The sequence below is a fragment of the Nocardia sienata NBRC 100364 genome (genome assembly GCF_001613205.1).
GTDB classification, from domain to species: Bacteria; Actinomycetota; Actinomycetes; order Mycobacteriales; family Mycobacteriaceae; genus Nocardia; species Nocardia sienata.
On sequence record NZ_BDBX01000005.1, the window covers coordinates 1 to 14,594 of the forward strand.

Consider the following 14,594-nt stretch of genomic DNA (forward strand, 5'->3'; position numbering starts at 1 on the left):
CGACCGGTACCACCGGACCCACCGACCCGACCCGTGACTCCGCACGCACCGACTCGACCGGTGACTCCCCTGGCACAGGCACCTCTGAACGCACCGGTCCGACCGGTGACTCCTTGCGCACCCGCCCGCCCGGTCGCAACACCGGCCCGGCGCCGGCCGGTGCCGTGATCCGGGCCAGTTGCAGCGACAGTTCGGGGGGCAACTCGATCATGCGCGGTGCGGGACGGGGCTCGGGGGACGGAGGCCGAGTCGTTTCGCTGTGCGCAGCCATACGCGGCCGTTCGGGTGGCCCGACCGCGACCTGGGCTCGGTCCGCGGGCACCGACGCGTCGGCTCGGCCCGTGGGCAGGACCGGCTCGGCGTATAGAGCGCCCGAGCCCGCCGCCGGGCCCGACGAGGAACCGGCCGCGGGCTCGGGCGGACCCGGGCACTCTCGGGGCACCCGCTCACCTGCGCCCGCCGCGGCCACGATCACGCTGCTGTCCGTAGCAGCGGCACGGGTGTCGGTCAGCGCCTCGCGAGGGTCCGGCAGCGCGGAATGGAGTTCGTGCGCACCGGATACGGCCGGTGGCGTACCGCCGGTCACGGGGAGTACCGGCGCGCGCCGGGTTTCGCACGACAGGCCCTCGGCGGCGGCCTGCACCGGACCGGGCGACGGATCGACCAGATGTGGCGCCTGCCGTGACCCGGCCGGTTCGGCCACGACGGGGGGCGGCGGCGAAGCGGGTCGCCCCACCCCGTCCACGGCCGGCGAGGGCGCGGCCGGCATCGGCCGTGCTGCCGCCGGCATTTCGGTTGTTGTAGCCGCGCGTGATGCCAGGAGCGCCGCGGCGGGAGCCGTACCGGAGGCCGAGGGACGCGCCACAGCGGATGTGGCTGCGCGCTTACGTGCCCACGGGCTCGAAGCCGGTGCGCGCACAGCGGACGAGGTCCGGGACAGTCCACCGGTGCCGAGCCTATTCTGAACCGGTGCACCGTGTTCGGCAGATACCGCGGCCGTCGAGGAGGCGACGTCCGCCGTGCCCGGCGCCGATATCGCCTCGGCAGAGGCTATGGCGGCCTTCAGTTCTCCGGTGACACGGGAGGCATCGGAGATGAGCTTCTCCAGCGTCGTCACCAAAGCCCGCAGCTCGTCGGTGTTCACCTTCGGAGTCTCGCTCAACGATGCCTCCGCTTGTCGTCACTACAGCCGGGCCGGGCCGTGGATAAGTTCGACCGGCATCCACGGTATGACGCGCACAGACATGGAACCAGTGTGAAACGTTGCGGTCCGTCACGCGATGACGACGACTCTCCCGGTATGGGAAGAGTCCGGGTCCGGCGCCGGCGGGACCGCAAGCGACGGCGTGAGGTCACCGAGCCACCGGCCGCAGCCCGGAGGGTCGCCGGCGCCCACTCGGTGGTACGCAAAGCGAAGTAAGCCGCGGCGGCCGTCTGGGCGCGGCCCGACGGGGTACTTCTGCGAGGATGAGTTCCGTGGTCGATGTGCTGAACAGAAATCGTGTGGTCGTGCTGGGTCCCGCCGATGCGCCGGTGGTGGTCCTCGCGCACGGTTTCGGCTGTGACCAGGGCCTCTGGCGCCTGGTAGCGCCACTGTTGGCCAAGCAGTTCAGAGTTGTCCTGTTCGATCACGTGGGCTCGGGCCGGTCGGATCCCTCGGCGTGGGACCCCCAGCGCTACTCGGCGATGGCCGGCTACGCCGAGGACATCCGGCAGGTGTGCCGGGCGATCGATCTCGGCCCGGTGGTGCTGGTCGGTCATTCGGTGGCGTCGATGATGGGTGTACTTGCCGCCACGGCGGAACCAGAGTTGTTCCGGGGTCTGGTGCTGCTGGCGCCGAGTCCCTGCTTCATCGACGACCCGGCGAGCGGGTACCGCGGCGGCTTCAGCGCCGACGATATCGACGAGTTGCTCGAATCACTGGATGCCAACTATCTGGGCTGGTCGGGAGCCATGGCGCCGGTGATCATGGGTAATCCGGAGCGCCCGGAACTCGCGCAGGAACTGGAGACGACGTTCTGCCGCACCGATCCCGAGATCGCCCAGATCTTCGCCCGGGTGACCTTCCTGTCCGACAATAGAGACGATCTCGCGGCCGTGCGGGTCCCGACGCTGGTGGCACAGTGCTCGAACGACGCGATCGCCCCACCGGAGGTCGGCGAGTTCGTACATTCCCGCATCCCCGGCAGCCGGTTGGTGACCCTCACCGCGACCGGCCACTGTCCACAACTGGCGGCTCCCGAAGAGACCGCCGCCGCGATCACCGGCTTCGTACGCGACCTATCATGATGATGTGCCGCGCGGGCGGCTCAGGACCGGAACGCGCCGGGTTCGAACCGGACGATCCGGAGCAACGTGCGGAGTTCACCGCCCTGTTGGAGGACGACGTCGAAGACCTGTACGAGCACGCCCCCTGTGGCTATCTGTCCACCTTGCTCGACGGGCGGATCGCCAAGATCAATGCGACGCTGCTGGACTGGCTCGGCTACCGGCGCGAAGAACTGGTGGGGCGACGTCACTTCAGCGATCTGCTCACCGTCGGTGGGCGTCTCTACCACGAAACCCATTTCGCGCCGCTGCTGCGGATGCAGGGCCATCTCAGCGGTATCGCACTCGAACTCCGGACCGCCGACGGCTCACGGCTGCCCGTACTGGTGACCTCCACGGTGAAGACCGGAGCGGACGAGGAGCCGCTGCTGATCCGGACCACAGTCTTCGACGCCCGCGAGCGCCGCGCCTACGAAACCGAACTGCTGCGCGCGCGCCGGGAGGCCGAACGCGACCGCGAACGCCTGCAACGGCTGAACGCGACCCTGCAGCACTCGCTGCTGCCCGCCGCACTCGAGCCGGTTCCCGGAGCCGATGTGGCCGCGCACTACCACGCCGCCTCCCCCGACGAGGTCGGCGGCGACTTCTACGACCTGTTCCCCATTTCTCCGGGAACCTGGGGTTTCTTCCTCGGCGACGTCTGCGGCAAGGGAGCGCTCGCCGCCACCATCACCTCGCTCGCCCGGTACACGCTGCGCGCCGCCGCGGTCTACGACTCGGATCCGACCGCGGTGCTGCGGCATCTGAACACCACCATGGTGCGTGACCACCGCCGCGGCCATCCCCGCTTCTGCACCGTTATCTATGGCCGGCTCACCCTGACCGACGGTGCCGACGGTGCCCGTGCCACCGTCACCCTCGCCTCCGGGGGGCATCCTCCGGCCCTGTTGCTGCGCGCCGACGGTACGGCCGATTACCTGCACACTCCCGGCGGGCAACTGGTCGGGGTGTTCCCGGACGCCGCGGTCTCGACCGTCACCTTCACCCTGGAGCCCGGCGCGACGTTGCTGCTCTACACCGACGGACTCACCGAAGCGCGCACTGCCGAGGGCTTCTACGGGGAGTCGGCGTTACTCGACTTCGCTCGCGATCTCGCTCCCGCGACCGCCACCGGAACCATCGCCGCGGTCACCGAACTGCTCGATTCGCTCGGCACCGGTGTCACCGACGACACCGCGCTTCTGGCCCTGCACTTGTCGGGGCCGCGACATCTCCACGACAGGCGCGCGTGACCGTGCCGGCGCACTGCGACGTCATGTCCCGCCCCACCGAGCACAGAGAAGGAAGTACCAGTGATGCCGAAGATCGTTCTTTTCGGAGCCACCGGTTACACCGGCCGGCTCATCGCCGAGATCCTGGTCGGCCGGGGCGCCGCACCCGTGCTGGCCGCACGCAATGCGACCGCCCTGGAGAAATTGGCTGCGGACGTCGGCGGTGCCGACACCGCGGTGGCCGATGTGACCGACCCGGATTCGGTCCGGGCCCTGCTCGGGCCCGGCGATGTGCTGATCAGCACCGTCGGGCCGTTCCTGCGCTACGGCGCCCCCGCACTGGCCGCGGCCGTCGAGGCGGGGGCGCATTATTTCGACTCCACCGGTGAGGGCCCGTTCATCCGCACCGTCTTCGAGCACGACGACGTGGCCCGCCGGGCGGGCGTCGGCCTGCTCACCGCCTTCGGGTACGACTACGTGCCCGGGAATCTGGCCGCCGGTCTGGCACTGGCCGAAGCCCCGGAGGCGGTCCGCGCGGATATCGGTTACTTCATCACCGATCCCGGCACCAGTGGCGGGACGCGGGCATCGATGGCGGGCATGCTCTTCGAAGAGGGTTTCGCCCTGCGCGGCGGCCGGGTCGTGCCCCAGCGTACGGCTGCGCACGTCCGCAGTTTCGACGTCGCCGGCCGAGAGTTCACCGGCGCGTCGGTGCCCGGTTCGGAACATTTCGCGCTCACCCGGGCCTACCCGCACCTGCGTGATGCCGACGTCTACCTCGGTATGCCCAGCAAGGCGGCGCACGGCCTGCAGATCACCTCGATGCTCACGGGCGCCCTCGCCCACGTCGGCCCGGTCAAACGACTGGCCGAGAACGCCTTGACCCGAGTCGTGAAGGGTTCGACCGGGGGTCCGGCGGCCACCGCGCGGGCCCGGACCCGGACATGGGCGGTGGCGCAGGCACGCGATACAGCCGGGGCGGTCCTCGCCTCGGTGACCCTGACGGGCGGCGACCCCTACGACTTCACCGCGGCCATCCTCGCCTGGGGCGCGCAGACCGCGCTCGACAGTGGTCTGCGGGGCACCGGTGCGCTGGGCCCCGTCGAAGCGTTCGGTCTCGAGGCGCTCACCGCCGGTGCGGCCGGCGCCGGACTGACCCGGTAGCCAGCCGGGGCCGTGCCCTGCCCGACGGGGTTCGCGCCGCTGGGCGGCTCGTGCCTTATCGCCGGATCCCGATGGCGCCGCAGACCGGGGCCTGCCAGGGCAGCGCACGGGAGCGCGCGATGTGCTCGTCGAGCGAGCCGGCGATATCAGCGGGCAGCTCGACCGCACGCCGGTCCCGCAAGTCCACGTGGACCAGCAGGATCTCCAGCGTGTTGGCGATCCGGCCGCGGCCGGTGTCGACGAGGAAGGTCATCATGTGCACGGCCTTCGCGCCGCGGTCGAGGATCCGGCCGGCGACCGCGAATCGATCACCTTCGCGTAGTTCGCTGGTATAGGCCAGGTGGTGCCGGGTGGTGAACAGCCCCATCTTCCGCTCGGCGCGGTAGGTGTCGTCGATGCCGACTTCCCGGACGAGCGCGTCGGCCCCGGCGGTGCCCCATCGCAGGTACTGCACGACATTCATATGGTCGCCGCCGTCCAAGGTCTCGGCGGTGACCGTGCCGGTCACGGTCCCGGTCAGCGAGGTCAGCTGGTCCGGTGTGGGAAGTCCATCGCTCATACGCGTGATTCTCGAGGGCACCGGACCGGCCACGGAGCCGAGCGTCCACTCAGCGGAATCTCGCGGTCCGCCGTCGGCTCGGGCCCGCATCCTCGGGAGTCGGGCGGCGCGCCGTTCGCACCGCCCGCCGAGCCACAACTTCCGACAGGAGCCCTCCCATGACCGATCTCCAGCGATACAGCGGCCGCCGCGTCCTCGTCACCGGCGGCGGATCCGGTATCGGTCAGGCCACAACGCTGCGCATACTGCGGGAAGGCGGCCGGGTGGTCGCCGCGGACATCAGCGCGGCCGGACTCGAGGATACGCTGGACAAGGCCGGCGCCGATCGGGCACGGCTGAGCACCTCGATCATGGATATCGCGGACGAGGAGTCGGTCCGCGCCGGAGTGGCCGCGGCCCTGCGATGGCTCGGCGGACTCGACACCCTGGTCAATGCCGCCGGTGTCCTACGGTCGGCACATTTCGAACAGACCTCCGTCGCCGACTTCGAGCAGATCCTGCGGATCAATCTCGTCGGCACCTTCGTGGTCACGCGCGAGTCCCTGGCCGCACTGCGGGCCGGAAACGCACCGGCGGTCGTGAATTTCAGCTCCACCTCCGCGGTGTTCGCCCACCCATATATGTCCGCCTACGCGGCGTCCAAGGGCGGTATCCAGGCCATGACCCACGCGCTGGCAATGGAATTCGGCCGACAGGGCATCCGGTTCAATTCCGTCCAACCGGGTTCCATCTCGTCGGGGATGACCGATGGAAGCGGTGCGTCCGGACAGAGCCTCGGTCCCGGCCTGCCCGCCGATGCCGATATCGCCTTGTTCGCCAAGGCCGCGCCGGCACTCCCGCTACCGGCCGGCTCACCGTTCGCCGGACCCGACGCGGTAGCCGCGGTGGTGGCGATGCTCGGCTCCCCGGATGCCTATTTCGTCACCGGGACCGAGGTGCGCGTCGACGGAGGCTCTCATATGTGAGTCACCGACGCGGTCGCGTTTGCGCAGCGCACAGCACGGGTAGCCGAGGGAACCGGAGGTGTTGCCGGGGATGGATCGGCGTTATCGCGGAGTTCGCGTTCAAGTGCTGCGGCGCGGCGGGGTCCGAATCCTGGTGCGCACACTGCGGGCGGCATGGTCGGACGAGCTGTCCGACTGGGCGGCGGCCCTCACGTACTACAGCATGCTGTCGCTGTTTCCGGCCCTGTTGCTCACCGTCGCCGCGCTCGGCCTGGCCGGACCCGAGCCGGCCGGTGTGCTCGCCGGAGCGGCGAGCCATGTCGGCCCGCAGGGCAGCCGGACCCTGCTCGCCGATTCGGTGCGCCACCTCGAACAGGTCCGGGCCTGGTCGGCGCCTATCGCGATCGCGGGACTGGTCTCGGGGCTGTGGACGGCATCGAGTTATATCGGCGCGTTCATCCGGGCCGCCAACGCCCTGTACTCCGTGGCGGAGAGCCGATCCCGGCCCAGGACGGTACTCCTGCAACTGTCGCTCAGCGTGGTCCTGATCGCGATGATGGTGTTCACCGGCCTGGGTTTCGTGATCACCGACGGTATGGCCGGACGATACAGCGGTGACCTCGCCGATCTACCTTTCGTGCACGGGATCTGGGCGATCCTGCGATGGGTCGTACTCGCACTGGTGGTGAGTTTCGCCCTGTCACTGCTGTATTGGGTCGCGCCCAATGTGACCGGGCAGCCGTTCCGCTGGTTCACCGCGGGGAGCGCGCTGGCGGTCGCGGTGTGGCTGGCCGGTTCGGCCGGCCTGTCGTTCTACGCAGCCCATTTCGACTCGTTCGACAAGGTCTACGGTTCGCTGGCGGCGGCGGTCGTCTTCCTCGTCTGGCTGTGGGTGGCCAATTTCGCGGTGCTGCTGGGAGCGGTGGTCGACGCCCAACGGGCCCGCCGCCCCACGCCACCCGACGCGGAGGGCGTCGGCGACCGGGGATACCGGCCGATCCCGGCCGTCACCGAATCGGACCACGGTGCGGTCACCCGGTGAATTCGCCCATCGTGGCCGGAACCGCTACCGGTGTCCGGCCACAACCGTCCGCGCCGCGGGCGACGCTACGTCTCAGACCTTCCGGCCCACGGCACCGTAGAGCGACACCTTCTTGTCATGGCTTCGCGGATGCTCGATACCCGAGTTGCGCCACCGATGGATCACTTCGACGCCCGGCTCCACCAGTTCCAGCTGATCGAAGAACCGGGCCACCTCCGCGCGGGTACGCGGCCGCACCGGTATCCCGCGATCCACATAGACCTGCAACAGCCGGGCCATACCGTCGGGGTCGTCGGGGCCCTCGTCGAACTCTGTCGTGACATGAGACATCGCCAGATACGAACCCGGCGCCAGCGGCGCCATCAACGTGTCGACGATCTCGTACACATCACCGGGCACGAAATGCAGCAGGGCCATGAGCGAGACCGCCACCGGTTGGGACAGATCCAGCGTCGTGCGCAGTTCCGGCGCGGCGAGGATGGATTCCGGATCACCCGCGTCGGCCTGGATGTAGGTGGTGCGCCCCTCTTCGGTGCTCACCAGCAGCGCCCGCGCGTGGGCGAGCACGATCGGGTCGTTGTCGACATAGACCACCCGCGATTCCGGCGCGAGGCCCTGAGCGACCTGGTGCAGGTTGGGTTCGGTCGGGATACCCGTACCGATATCGAGGAATTGGCGGATGCCCTGCTCGGTGAGATAGCGGGTGGCGTGGCGCATGAATTCGCGGTTGGTGCGCGCGGTCAGCCGGACCGCCGGAAAATCGCGCAGTGCCTGTTCGGCCGCGGCTCGGTCGGCATCGTAGGAATCCTTGCCGCCCAGAAAGTAGTCGTACATGCGCGCGGGATGCGCGACATCGGTACGCAGATCGATAGAGCCGTCGGACACGGCGGATGCTCCTTGTGACGTCGTGCGGTCGGTACCCCGCAGGTATACCGCATCCGGGCAAGTCGCCCAACACATTCCGGCATACCGACCCGATGACACCGTACGAGGTCGCGACGATGTCGTCGACGACTCCCGCGTGAGGTGCCCGGACCTCCGGTACTTGACCCTGACACTGTGACAAGGTCTTGACTGAGCGCAGGAGGTGGTCCCCATCGACCCGAAATTCGATTCACCCGATACGCGCCTGCTCGAGGCGTTACGCGCCCCGGACTCGTCGACCCGGCTCCAGGCGGCGCTGGCCGCCGGGACGAACCCCGGCCCCGGCCTCGTCGACGCACTGGTCGCACGGTGCGCGGTCGAACCCGATTTCTACGTCCGCGACATGCTCACCTGGGCGCTGATCCGCCATCCGGCCGAGGTCACCGTGCCGGTACTGCGCGCGGAACTGCGTTCCACGGGCCCGCAGGCCCGCAGTCAGGCGCTGCACACACTGTCCAAGATCGGCGACGGATCCGTATGGCCGGCGATCACCCGGTCGCTGCTGCACGACGCCGACGACGAGGTCGCCCGGAGCGCCTGGCGCGCTGCCGTGATCCTCGTACCGGCCGACGGGCGCGAGGCGCTGGCCGCGGATCTGGCGACGCAACTCGGACGCGGCGACCGCAGCGTTCAGTTGAGTCTCAGCCGGGCACTGGTGGCCCTCGGCGACCATGCCGGACCGGCGGTGCAGGCGAGAATGGCCGACCCGAATCCGGCGGTGCGCGCACACGCCCGTGCCACCGAACGGTTGCTGCGCGACCCGGATGCCGGTTTCGATCCGGATATCGCCGAGGCGAAACGGATCGTCGCGCTCGGTCCGGAACAAGCCGGGTCGGCGGCATGCTGATCGGGGAGGTGGCGCGCCGGTCGGGAGTGAGTACCCGGATGCTGCGACACTACGACTCGCTCGGACTGGTGTGCCCGACCGGCCGCACAGTCGGCGGCTACCGCGAGTACGCCCCCGCGGACATCCGGCGGATCTTCCACGTGGAAAGTCTGCGCTCGCTGGGTCTTTCGTTACGGGAGGTCGGGCGGGCCCTGCAGGATCCCGCCTTCACCCCGGCGGAGCTGGTCGGCGCGCTCATCCGGCGGACCGAGGCGCGGGTGCGGCGGGAGCAGGAGCTCCTCGACCGGCTCCGCACCGTCGATGCCTCCACGCCGGCGGGCTGGCCCGATGTGCTGCGCATCGTGGAACTGCTGCACGGGCTCAACTCACCGAATGCCGCGCGCCGGCAGCAAACCGTGCTGGCCTCGGCCGAGGAGATGCCGGTATCCACCGAACTGCTGGCCGGGGCAGTCCTCACCGAATCCGATCCGAATGTCGCCGGTGCCCTGCGCTGGGCGCTCGCCCGAGCGGGTGGGGACGGTCTGGCCGGTGTGCGGGCCGGTCTGCGCGCCGCGGACGCCGCTATCCGGCGGCGCGCGGTACTCGCGATCGCCGAGATGTCCGGCGACGACGCGAGCGCCGCGCTCACCGGCGCACTCACCGACCCGGACGCGGCGGTGCGTCGGCCCGCCGCGCTGGCCGCGGGGGCGCGTGGCGAGCCGGCGGCCGTCGCGGTGCTCGTCGATATGGTGGTCGAGGGCGTCAACGACGTGGATGCCGCCGAGGTCCTGGGCTCACTGGCACGGGACGCCGAACTCACCGACCGGATCATGAACGCCCTGACCGCGCAGCTCGCCGCGCACACCACCGAGCCGGCGGTGCGGATACGCCTCACCCAGGCTCTCGCCGAGATGCCGGTGAGCCCGGCACTGGGCGTTCTGCGGGAGCTGGCCGACGACCCCGATCACGACGTCGCTCTCATCGCGTCGGCTCTCGCGGGGATGCTCGCGCAGCGCCCCACCGAGTGACTTCCATTGCCCGCGAGATTCCGGCCGATTCGCTCGCCGGGCCCGGTCCGCCGTCATCTCGATACTCATCCCGGCCGCACGCAGCCGGTCGCTGAGAGCCTCCCCTGTGCGGTGGTAGGTGTGAGCACTCCGGCGCGCTCGGGTGAGGCCGCCTCGTCGAAGGCCAGGCGCAGATCGCTCTCGGCGAGCATCACCGCGGTCGCCCGATAACCGGGGTCTTCCTGCCCGGCGAAGGCGGCCGGATACGTCGCGCCGGTAGAGATGCGATAAGCGACCGGTCCGGGAAACGGGCGCTGACCGGCGTAGGTTTCCCTCCGATCCGGCCGGGCAACCGGGGACCATGACTACCGAGAGCCCCACACCGGAGGATCGGCCGGCCGCCGGAAACTCCCCACAGCAACCACACACCCAGATCACGCCCGACGATCTGCGCCGATTGCTCGACGCGGAGAACACGCAGGCCACACTGGCGCTGGCAGGCGGCGCGGTCCGGGTCGAGACCGATCCCGATGTCGCCGCCCAGGGGCTTCCCGTCATCACCCGGGCCGCCCTCGTCGACCGGGTCGGCGCGGACCCCGACGACAACGCCTTGACCGTGCAGGCCGCCGAACTCGAAACCGAGATCCGGCTGCTCGGCGCCTGATCATCGCCGCGCGGCCCGCCCGCATGCGCCGACGGGTCGTGTCCTGCGCCGCCGCGGCGACCGTGCGCCACGGCACCCGCCACTACGTCCCGAGATGCCTGGTGGTGCGCCGAGGCATCGCCGCTCCCGGCGACGCGGCGACATGTGTCAGCACATGTCCGCCCGGCGATCGAGCCCGGCCCTCGCCTATCGAGACTCCAAGACGATCCGGATTGAACCCGCGCATGCCGGGTATGCGCCCCGTGTCCACCCGAACAATCGACATCGGAGGTAGATATCGTGGCCGAGAATCGCACTGGCCCCCGGGAAGGACTGGAAGGCGCCGTCGAGGGCGTCAAGGGCAAGGCCAAGGAGGTCGCGGGCACCGTGGCCGGGCGCAACGACCTGCGGGACGAGGGTATCGCCCAGCAGGACAAGGCCGAATCGCAACGCGAGGTCGCCCAGAAGGAAGCCGAGGCCGAAAAGGCTCGCTCCGAGGCCGACCTGGAGGAGACGCGCCAGCGTTCGCATCAGGGCAGGTAACGGCCGACACCCGCACCGGCCGACGGCGGCCGCACCGGTGACATACCGGGCGGCCGCCGTCGTCGTGCGCGACGGTGAATCCACCCGCCGCCGCTACCGCCGTACTGTGCCGCTGCGTGCTGCGACTCCGGGCCCCCGGAACGGTGGTCACATTCGACTAGTCTGGCTCCGTGGGCACGCCAGAGCAGGACAGTACACAGGTCGAGGTCGTCCGGGTCTTCACCGATACCGCGGGCCGATGGGGCAATCCTCTGGGTATCGCCCGGGCCGCCGATGTGGAAGGCGACGACCACCAAGCGCTGGCCGCCCGGCTCGGCTACAGCGAGACCGTGGTGGTCGAGGCGCCGGCCGGCGAAATCGCCCGGTTGCGCATCTACACCCCCGCCGTCGAACTCCCCTTCGCCGGCCACCCCACCGTCGGGACGGCCTGGTGGCTGGCCGATCAGGGCACGCCGGTCGGAACGCTCGAGGTGCCCGCCGGGCCGGTGAACGTCACCTCGGATGCCGGTCTCACCTGGGTGCGGGCCCGGCCGGAATGGGCACCCGAATTCACTTTCCACGAATTCGACGACACCGAACTCCTCGGCACCGTGACGCCCACCGATTTCGACAGGGGCCACCACTACGTCTGGGCCTGGACCGACCGGTCTCGTGGCGTGATACGTTCCCGCATGTTCGCACCCGCCATGGGCATTGCCGAGGACGAGGCCACCGGCGCGGCCGCCATCGCCCTCACCGCCCGGCTCGGTCGCGACCTGACCATCACCCAGGGACAGGGTTCCCAGTTGTTCACCCGGCACGACCCCGCCGGATGGGTTCATCTGGGCGGACGCGTGATCTCCGATCATCCGGTCGTGCTCTAGCCGCTGTCCTGCTCCCGGGCGGATGCGGCGCGAAGTGCCCGGGTGCTACACCGGACCCATGCGGTTGCTCATCATGTCCGATACGCATGTACCGAAGCGGGCCCGGGATCTGCCGGCGACTCTCTGGAACGAGGTGGAGGCGGCCGACGTCGTGGTACACGCGGGTGACTGGGTGGAACTCGCGCTGCTGGACCGGCTCGCGGCACGCAGCACACGTCTCATCGGCGTGTACGGCAACAACGACGGACCGGAGCTGCGCGCCCGGCTGCCCGAGATCGCCCGGGCAGACCTCGCCGGCCTCCGGTTGGCCGTGGTGCACGAGACCGGGCCCGCGAAAGGCCGTGAACGCCGCTGTGCGGCAGCCTTTCCCGAGACCGATGTGCTGGTCTTCGGCCACAGCCACATCCCCTGGGACAGCGTCACCGACACCGGTCTGCGCCTGCTCAACCCCGGTTCGCCGACCGATCGCCGCCGACAGCCCGAACACACCTATCTGACCGCGCAGATCCGCTCCGGGGAGTTGATCGAGGTAACACTGCACGTCGTGCCCCACCGCTGAGGCCCGGCCCACCGGGCGGCAAGGAGTGGGCACGGGCGATCGCTCAGGTCGGCACGGCGTCGGCGGTGACGGGAAGGGCGGCGTGCCAGGGCACGAGTGCCGTGAGGAGCAAGCACGATGGCGACCGTGCGCCCACCGGCGGCCTCGGCTCCACCGTCGCTGTCCCACTGCTCCTGCTGTGCGCCGTGATCGCGCGGACGATCCGTTACCGCGGCGCCCCCGAGCCGATCGGCACCTCGGGGTCACGAGTGTGGAACGTAACGCGGGATCGCCCGCAGCGCGCGCAGGTTCTCGAGCCGGTGCACGGCACCGGTTACCGCGTTCTCGCTCGAACCCGCGTCTGCAATCCTCCATTCTCTCCTCCGCGCTCGGTGGCGACTGTCACTACGGTCCGCGCGGCGAGGTGCGTTTCGCGGCCCGCACATGGGTATGTCCCGGCGAGACGGTGACGCAATGTGGCGCACCGGCTCGGCAGTTCCCGTCGCGTGCTCCAGGAGGGCCTGTGTCTTCGTTCCTCTCGTTCCTTTCGCTGATGCTCGCCCTGCCGGGGCTGGCGGCCGCCGCCGCGTACGTGGCGGTGGCGGTGAGTTTGTGGCTCGAAAAGCGGCAAGCCGCCGGTGATCCCGGTTCCGCCTCGCACGGTGCCCCCGGCCGGGCCTGATCGGACGCCGCCCGGCAGGGCCGGAGATCCGCGGTCGTGACACCCGCCGCGCGGCCCGCAAGGTCCGCGCGCCGGATATTCGGTGGCATGCTCCGGTCTCGCTCGGCTACGGTTTCCCGGGTCGCGACGAAGTGACCGGAGGAGGGAAATACGTTGTCCACCAAGCTGAATCAGCTCATCGCTATCGAGAAGGGCGCGAAGGCGCAGGCGAATGCGGATGTGACCGCCGCCTATCAGCGAGTGGGCAAGGCCGATCTGCTGGCCGGTATTTCCCGCACCTACCGTCCGCTCGACGATATGGGCGAAGAGCTACCGGCGGAGTCCAAGCGGGTGCAGGTACGAGCGCGTGAGGTGATCGCGGATATGAAGAGCACCCTGACACGGTTGTTCGATGTGACCGCGACGAAGGATACGGCGAACTGCTCGGCCAAGGCCGACGTGACCGTCGACGGCGTGACTGTCGCGCGGGACCTGCCGGTCACCTATCTGCTGTTCCTGGAGAAGCAGCTCAGCGAGCTGAAGAAGTTCGTCGCCAAACTGCCCACCCTCGATCCGGCGGAGTCGTGGTCGTTCGACGAGGTCAGCGATTGCTACGCCACCCAGCCGTCGCAGACGGTGCGGACCAAGAAGGTGCCGCGCAACCACGTGCTGGCCCCGGCCACCGACAAGCACCCGGCACAGGTGGAGGTGTATCACGAGGACGTCGTGGTCGGCCGCTGGACCACCACGAAGTTCTCCGGCGCGCTGCCGGCGAAGGAGGTCGGCGATATCGACGATCGGCTCGGCAAGCTGCTCGACGCGGTGCGCGTCGCCCGGGAGACGGCGAACGCGACGCCCGTGACGGATGTCGAGCCCGGCCGGGCCATCCTCGACTACCTGTTCGGGTAGCCGGGACACGGACTCCCCCTGCGGGGGGATGGAGCACAATCTGAGACTGAAATTCATTCTTACACAGCGCAGACGCTGCCAGGGTCTGCCGAGAAACTCAGCTTCTTGCTCCAAGCTCAACAATTCCATCGATCGCACGACGGGCGGATGTGCTGCGATGCACCCCCGAGATCCGGGTTCGATTCCCGGTGGCGGCTCTCCCTGCCGCTGTGGCGTAAAGGAAACGCGCGGGGTTACTCACCCTGAACCACACTCGCGTACTCGGCGATCACAGGTGGAACGAACGATAGCTCATCCGGTAGAGCATCGGACTATCGATCCGACGGTAGTGGGTTCGAATCCCACTCGTTTATCAGGAGGGGCCGGGAAGGGTATTCCCGGCCCCTCCGCCTGTCCCGGCCGGACTCCGCTGCTAGAGCCCCCGGCCGAGGT

At 69.6% G+C, this 14,594-nt stretch carries 16 protein-coding genes and 1 tRNA gene; 14 read left to right on the forward strand and 3 right to left on the reverse strand.

The window, feature by feature from the left end; all coding sequences use genetic code 11:
* A partial coding sequence (locus NS4_RS05655) for a hypothetical protein (protein WP_439955759.1) occupies positions 1–790 on the reverse strand: 790 nt, incomplete at its 3' end.
* A gap of 677 nt (positions 791–1,467) precedes the next feature.
* Between NS4_RS05655 and NS4_RS05665 the strand changes: the two genes are divergently transcribed.
* The 3 genes from NS4_RS05665 (at position 1,468) to NS4_RS05675 (ending at position 4,703) form a co-directional block, all read left to right on the forward strand.
* Positions 1,468–2,289, forward strand: coding sequence for an alpha/beta fold hydrolase (locus NS4_RS05665; RefSeq protein WP_063058444.1), 822 nt, complete (start codon positions 1,468–1,470; stop codon positions 2,287–2,289).
* On the forward strand, positions 2,286–3,560 hold the full coding sequence (locus tag NS4_RS05670) for a PP2C family protein-serine/threonine phosphatase (RefSeq protein ID WP_245665108.1): 1,275 nt from the start codon (positions 2,286–2,288) through the stop codon (positions 3,558–3,560). Before NS4_RS05665 ends, NS4_RS05670 begins: the two co-directional genes overlap by 4 nt.
* A 63-nt stretch (positions 3,561–3,623) precedes the next feature.
* Positions 3,624–4,703 carry a saccharopine dehydrogenase family protein gene (locus tag NS4_RS05675; protein ID WP_063058446.1) on the forward strand — a complete coding sequence of 360 codons (1,080 nt, stop codon included), beginning with the start codon at positions 3,624–3,626 and terminating at the stop codon, positions 4,701–4,703.
* Between the two features lie 55 nt (positions 4,704–4,758).
* Here the strand turns inward: NS4_RS05675 and NS4_RS05680 are convergent, their stop codons facing one another.
* Complete coding sequence (locus NS4_RS05680) at positions 4,759–5,262, reverse strand: thioesterase family protein (RefSeq protein ID WP_084486865.1); 504 nt, start codon at positions 5,260–5,262, stop codon at positions 4,759–4,761.
* A gap of 158 nt (positions 5,263–5,420) precedes the next feature.
* Between NS4_RS05680 and NS4_RS05685 the strand changes: the two genes are divergently transcribed.
* Positions 5,421–6,227 carry an SDR family NAD(P)-dependent oxidoreductase gene (locus NS4_RS05685; RefSeq protein WP_063058447.1) on the forward strand — a complete coding sequence of 269 codons (807 nt, stop codon included), beginning with the start codon at positions 5,421–5,423 and terminating at the stop codon, positions 6,225–6,227.
* Between the two features lie 70 nt (positions 6,228–6,297).
* Positions 6,298–7,248, forward strand: a complete 951-nt coding sequence (locus NS4_RS05690; RefSeq protein WP_084486867.1) for a YihY/virulence factor BrkB family protein — start codon at positions 6,298–6,300, stop codon at positions 7,246–7,248.
* A 72-nt stretch (positions 7,249–7,320) separates the two neighbouring features.
* On the opposite strand, the gene NS4_RS05695 is transcribed toward NS4_RS05690, so the two are convergent.
* Positions 7,321–8,133 carry an SAM-dependent methyltransferase gene (locus NS4_RS05695; protein WP_245665110.1) on the reverse strand — a complete coding sequence of 271 codons (813 nt, stop codon included), beginning with the start codon at positions 8,131–8,133 and terminating at the stop codon, positions 7,321–7,323.
* Positions 8,134–8,344: 211 nt separating this feature from the next.
* On the opposite strand from NS4_RS05695, the gene NS4_RS05700 reads away from it, so the two are divergent.
* The 9 genes from NS4_RS05700 (at position 8,345) to NS4_RS05735 (ending at position 14,515) form a co-directional block, all read left to right on the forward strand.
* A complete protein-coding gene (locus tag NS4_RS05700; protein WP_218020312.1) occupies positions 8,345–9,019 on the forward strand; it encodes a HEAT repeat domain-containing protein in 675 nt (224 codons plus the stop codon).
* Complete coding sequence (locus tag NS4_RS05705) at positions 9,013–10,026, forward strand: HEAT repeat domain-containing protein (RefSeq protein ID WP_063058450.1); 1,014 nt, start codon at positions 9,013–9,015, stop codon at positions 10,024–10,026. Before NS4_RS05700 ends, NS4_RS05705 begins: the two co-directional genes overlap by 7 nt.
* Positions 10,027–10,366: 340 nt before the next feature.
* Positions 10,367–10,669 (forward strand): hypothetical protein, encoded by a 303-nt coding sequence (locus NS4_RS05710; protein ID WP_063058451.1) that lies wholly within the window; start codon positions 10,367–10,369, stop codon positions 10,667–10,669.
* Positions 10,670–10,948: 279 nt separating this feature from the next.
* Positions 10,949–11,191, forward strand: coding sequence for a microaggregate-binding protein 1 (mbp1, locus tag NS4_RS05715; protein ID WP_063058452.1), 243 nt, complete (start codon positions 10,949–10,951; stop codon positions 11,189–11,191).
* 170 nt (positions 11,192–11,361) lie between these two features.
* Complete coding sequence (locus tag NS4_RS05720) at positions 11,362–12,054, forward strand: PhzF family phenazine biosynthesis protein (RefSeq protein WP_063058453.1); 693 nt, start codon at positions 11,362–11,364, stop codon at positions 12,052–12,054.
* Positions 12,055–12,112: 58 nt separating this feature from the next.
* Positions 12,113–12,613 (forward strand): metallophosphoesterase family protein, encoded by a 501-nt coding sequence (locus NS4_RS05725; RefSeq protein ID WP_063058648.1) that lies wholly within the window; start codon positions 12,113–12,115, stop codon positions 12,611–12,613.
* Between the two features lie 502 nt (positions 12,614–13,115).
* Positions 13,116–13,274, forward strand: a complete 159-nt coding sequence (locus NS4_RS32005) for a hypothetical protein (RefSeq protein WP_157105906.1) — start codon at positions 13,116–13,118, stop codon at positions 13,272–13,274.
* A gap of 153 nt (positions 13,275–13,427) precedes the next feature.
* Entirely contained in the window at positions 13,428–14,162 is a 735-nt protein-coding gene (locus tag NS4_RS05730) for a DUF7873 family protein (RefSeq protein ID WP_063058454.1), read from the forward strand.
* Positions 14,163–14,442: 280 nt separating this feature from the next.
* Positions 14,443–14,515, forward strand: a tRNA-Asp gene (locus NS4_RS05735).
* Positions 14,516–14,594: the final 79 nt, after the last annotated feature.

Bases quoted from the DNA above. Each gene is read 5' to 3' on its own strand.
- NS4_RS05670 (WP_245665108.1), top strand. From the start codon at position 2,286: ATGATGATGTGCCGCGCGGGCGGCTCAGGACCGGAACGCGCCGGGTTC.
- NS4_RS05725 (WP_063058648.1), top strand. From the start codon at position 12,113: ATGCGGTTGCTCATCATGTCCGATACGCATGTACCGAAGCGGGCCCGG.
- NS4_RS05705 (WP_063058450.1), top strand. From the start codon at position 9,013: ATGCTGATCGGGGAGGTGGCGCGCCGGTCGGGAGTGAGTACCCGGATG.
- NS4_RS05665 (WP_063058444.1), top strand. From the start codon at position 1,468: ATGAGTTCCGTGGTCGATGTGCTGAACAGAAATCGTGTGGTCGTGCTG.
- NS4_RS05675 (WP_063058446.1), top strand. From the start codon at position 3,624: ATGCCGAAGATCGTTCTTTTCGGAGCCACCGGTTACACCGGCCGGCTC.
- NS4_RS05710 (WP_063058451.1), top strand. From the start codon at position 10,367: ATGACTACCGAGAGCCCCACACCGGAGGATCGGCCGGCCGCCGGAAAC.
- NS4_RS05680 (WP_084486865.1), bottom strand. From the start codon at position 5,262: ATGAGCGATGGACTTCCCACACCGGACCAGCTGACCTCGCTGACCGGG.
- NS4_RS05685 (WP_063058447.1), top strand. From the start codon at position 5,421: ATGACCGATCTCCAGCGATACAGCGGCCGCCGCGTCCTCGTCACCGGC.
- NS4_RS05690 (WP_084486867.1), top strand. From the start codon at position 6,298: ATGGATCGGCGTTATCGCGGAGTTCGCGTTCAAGTGCTGCGGCGCGGC.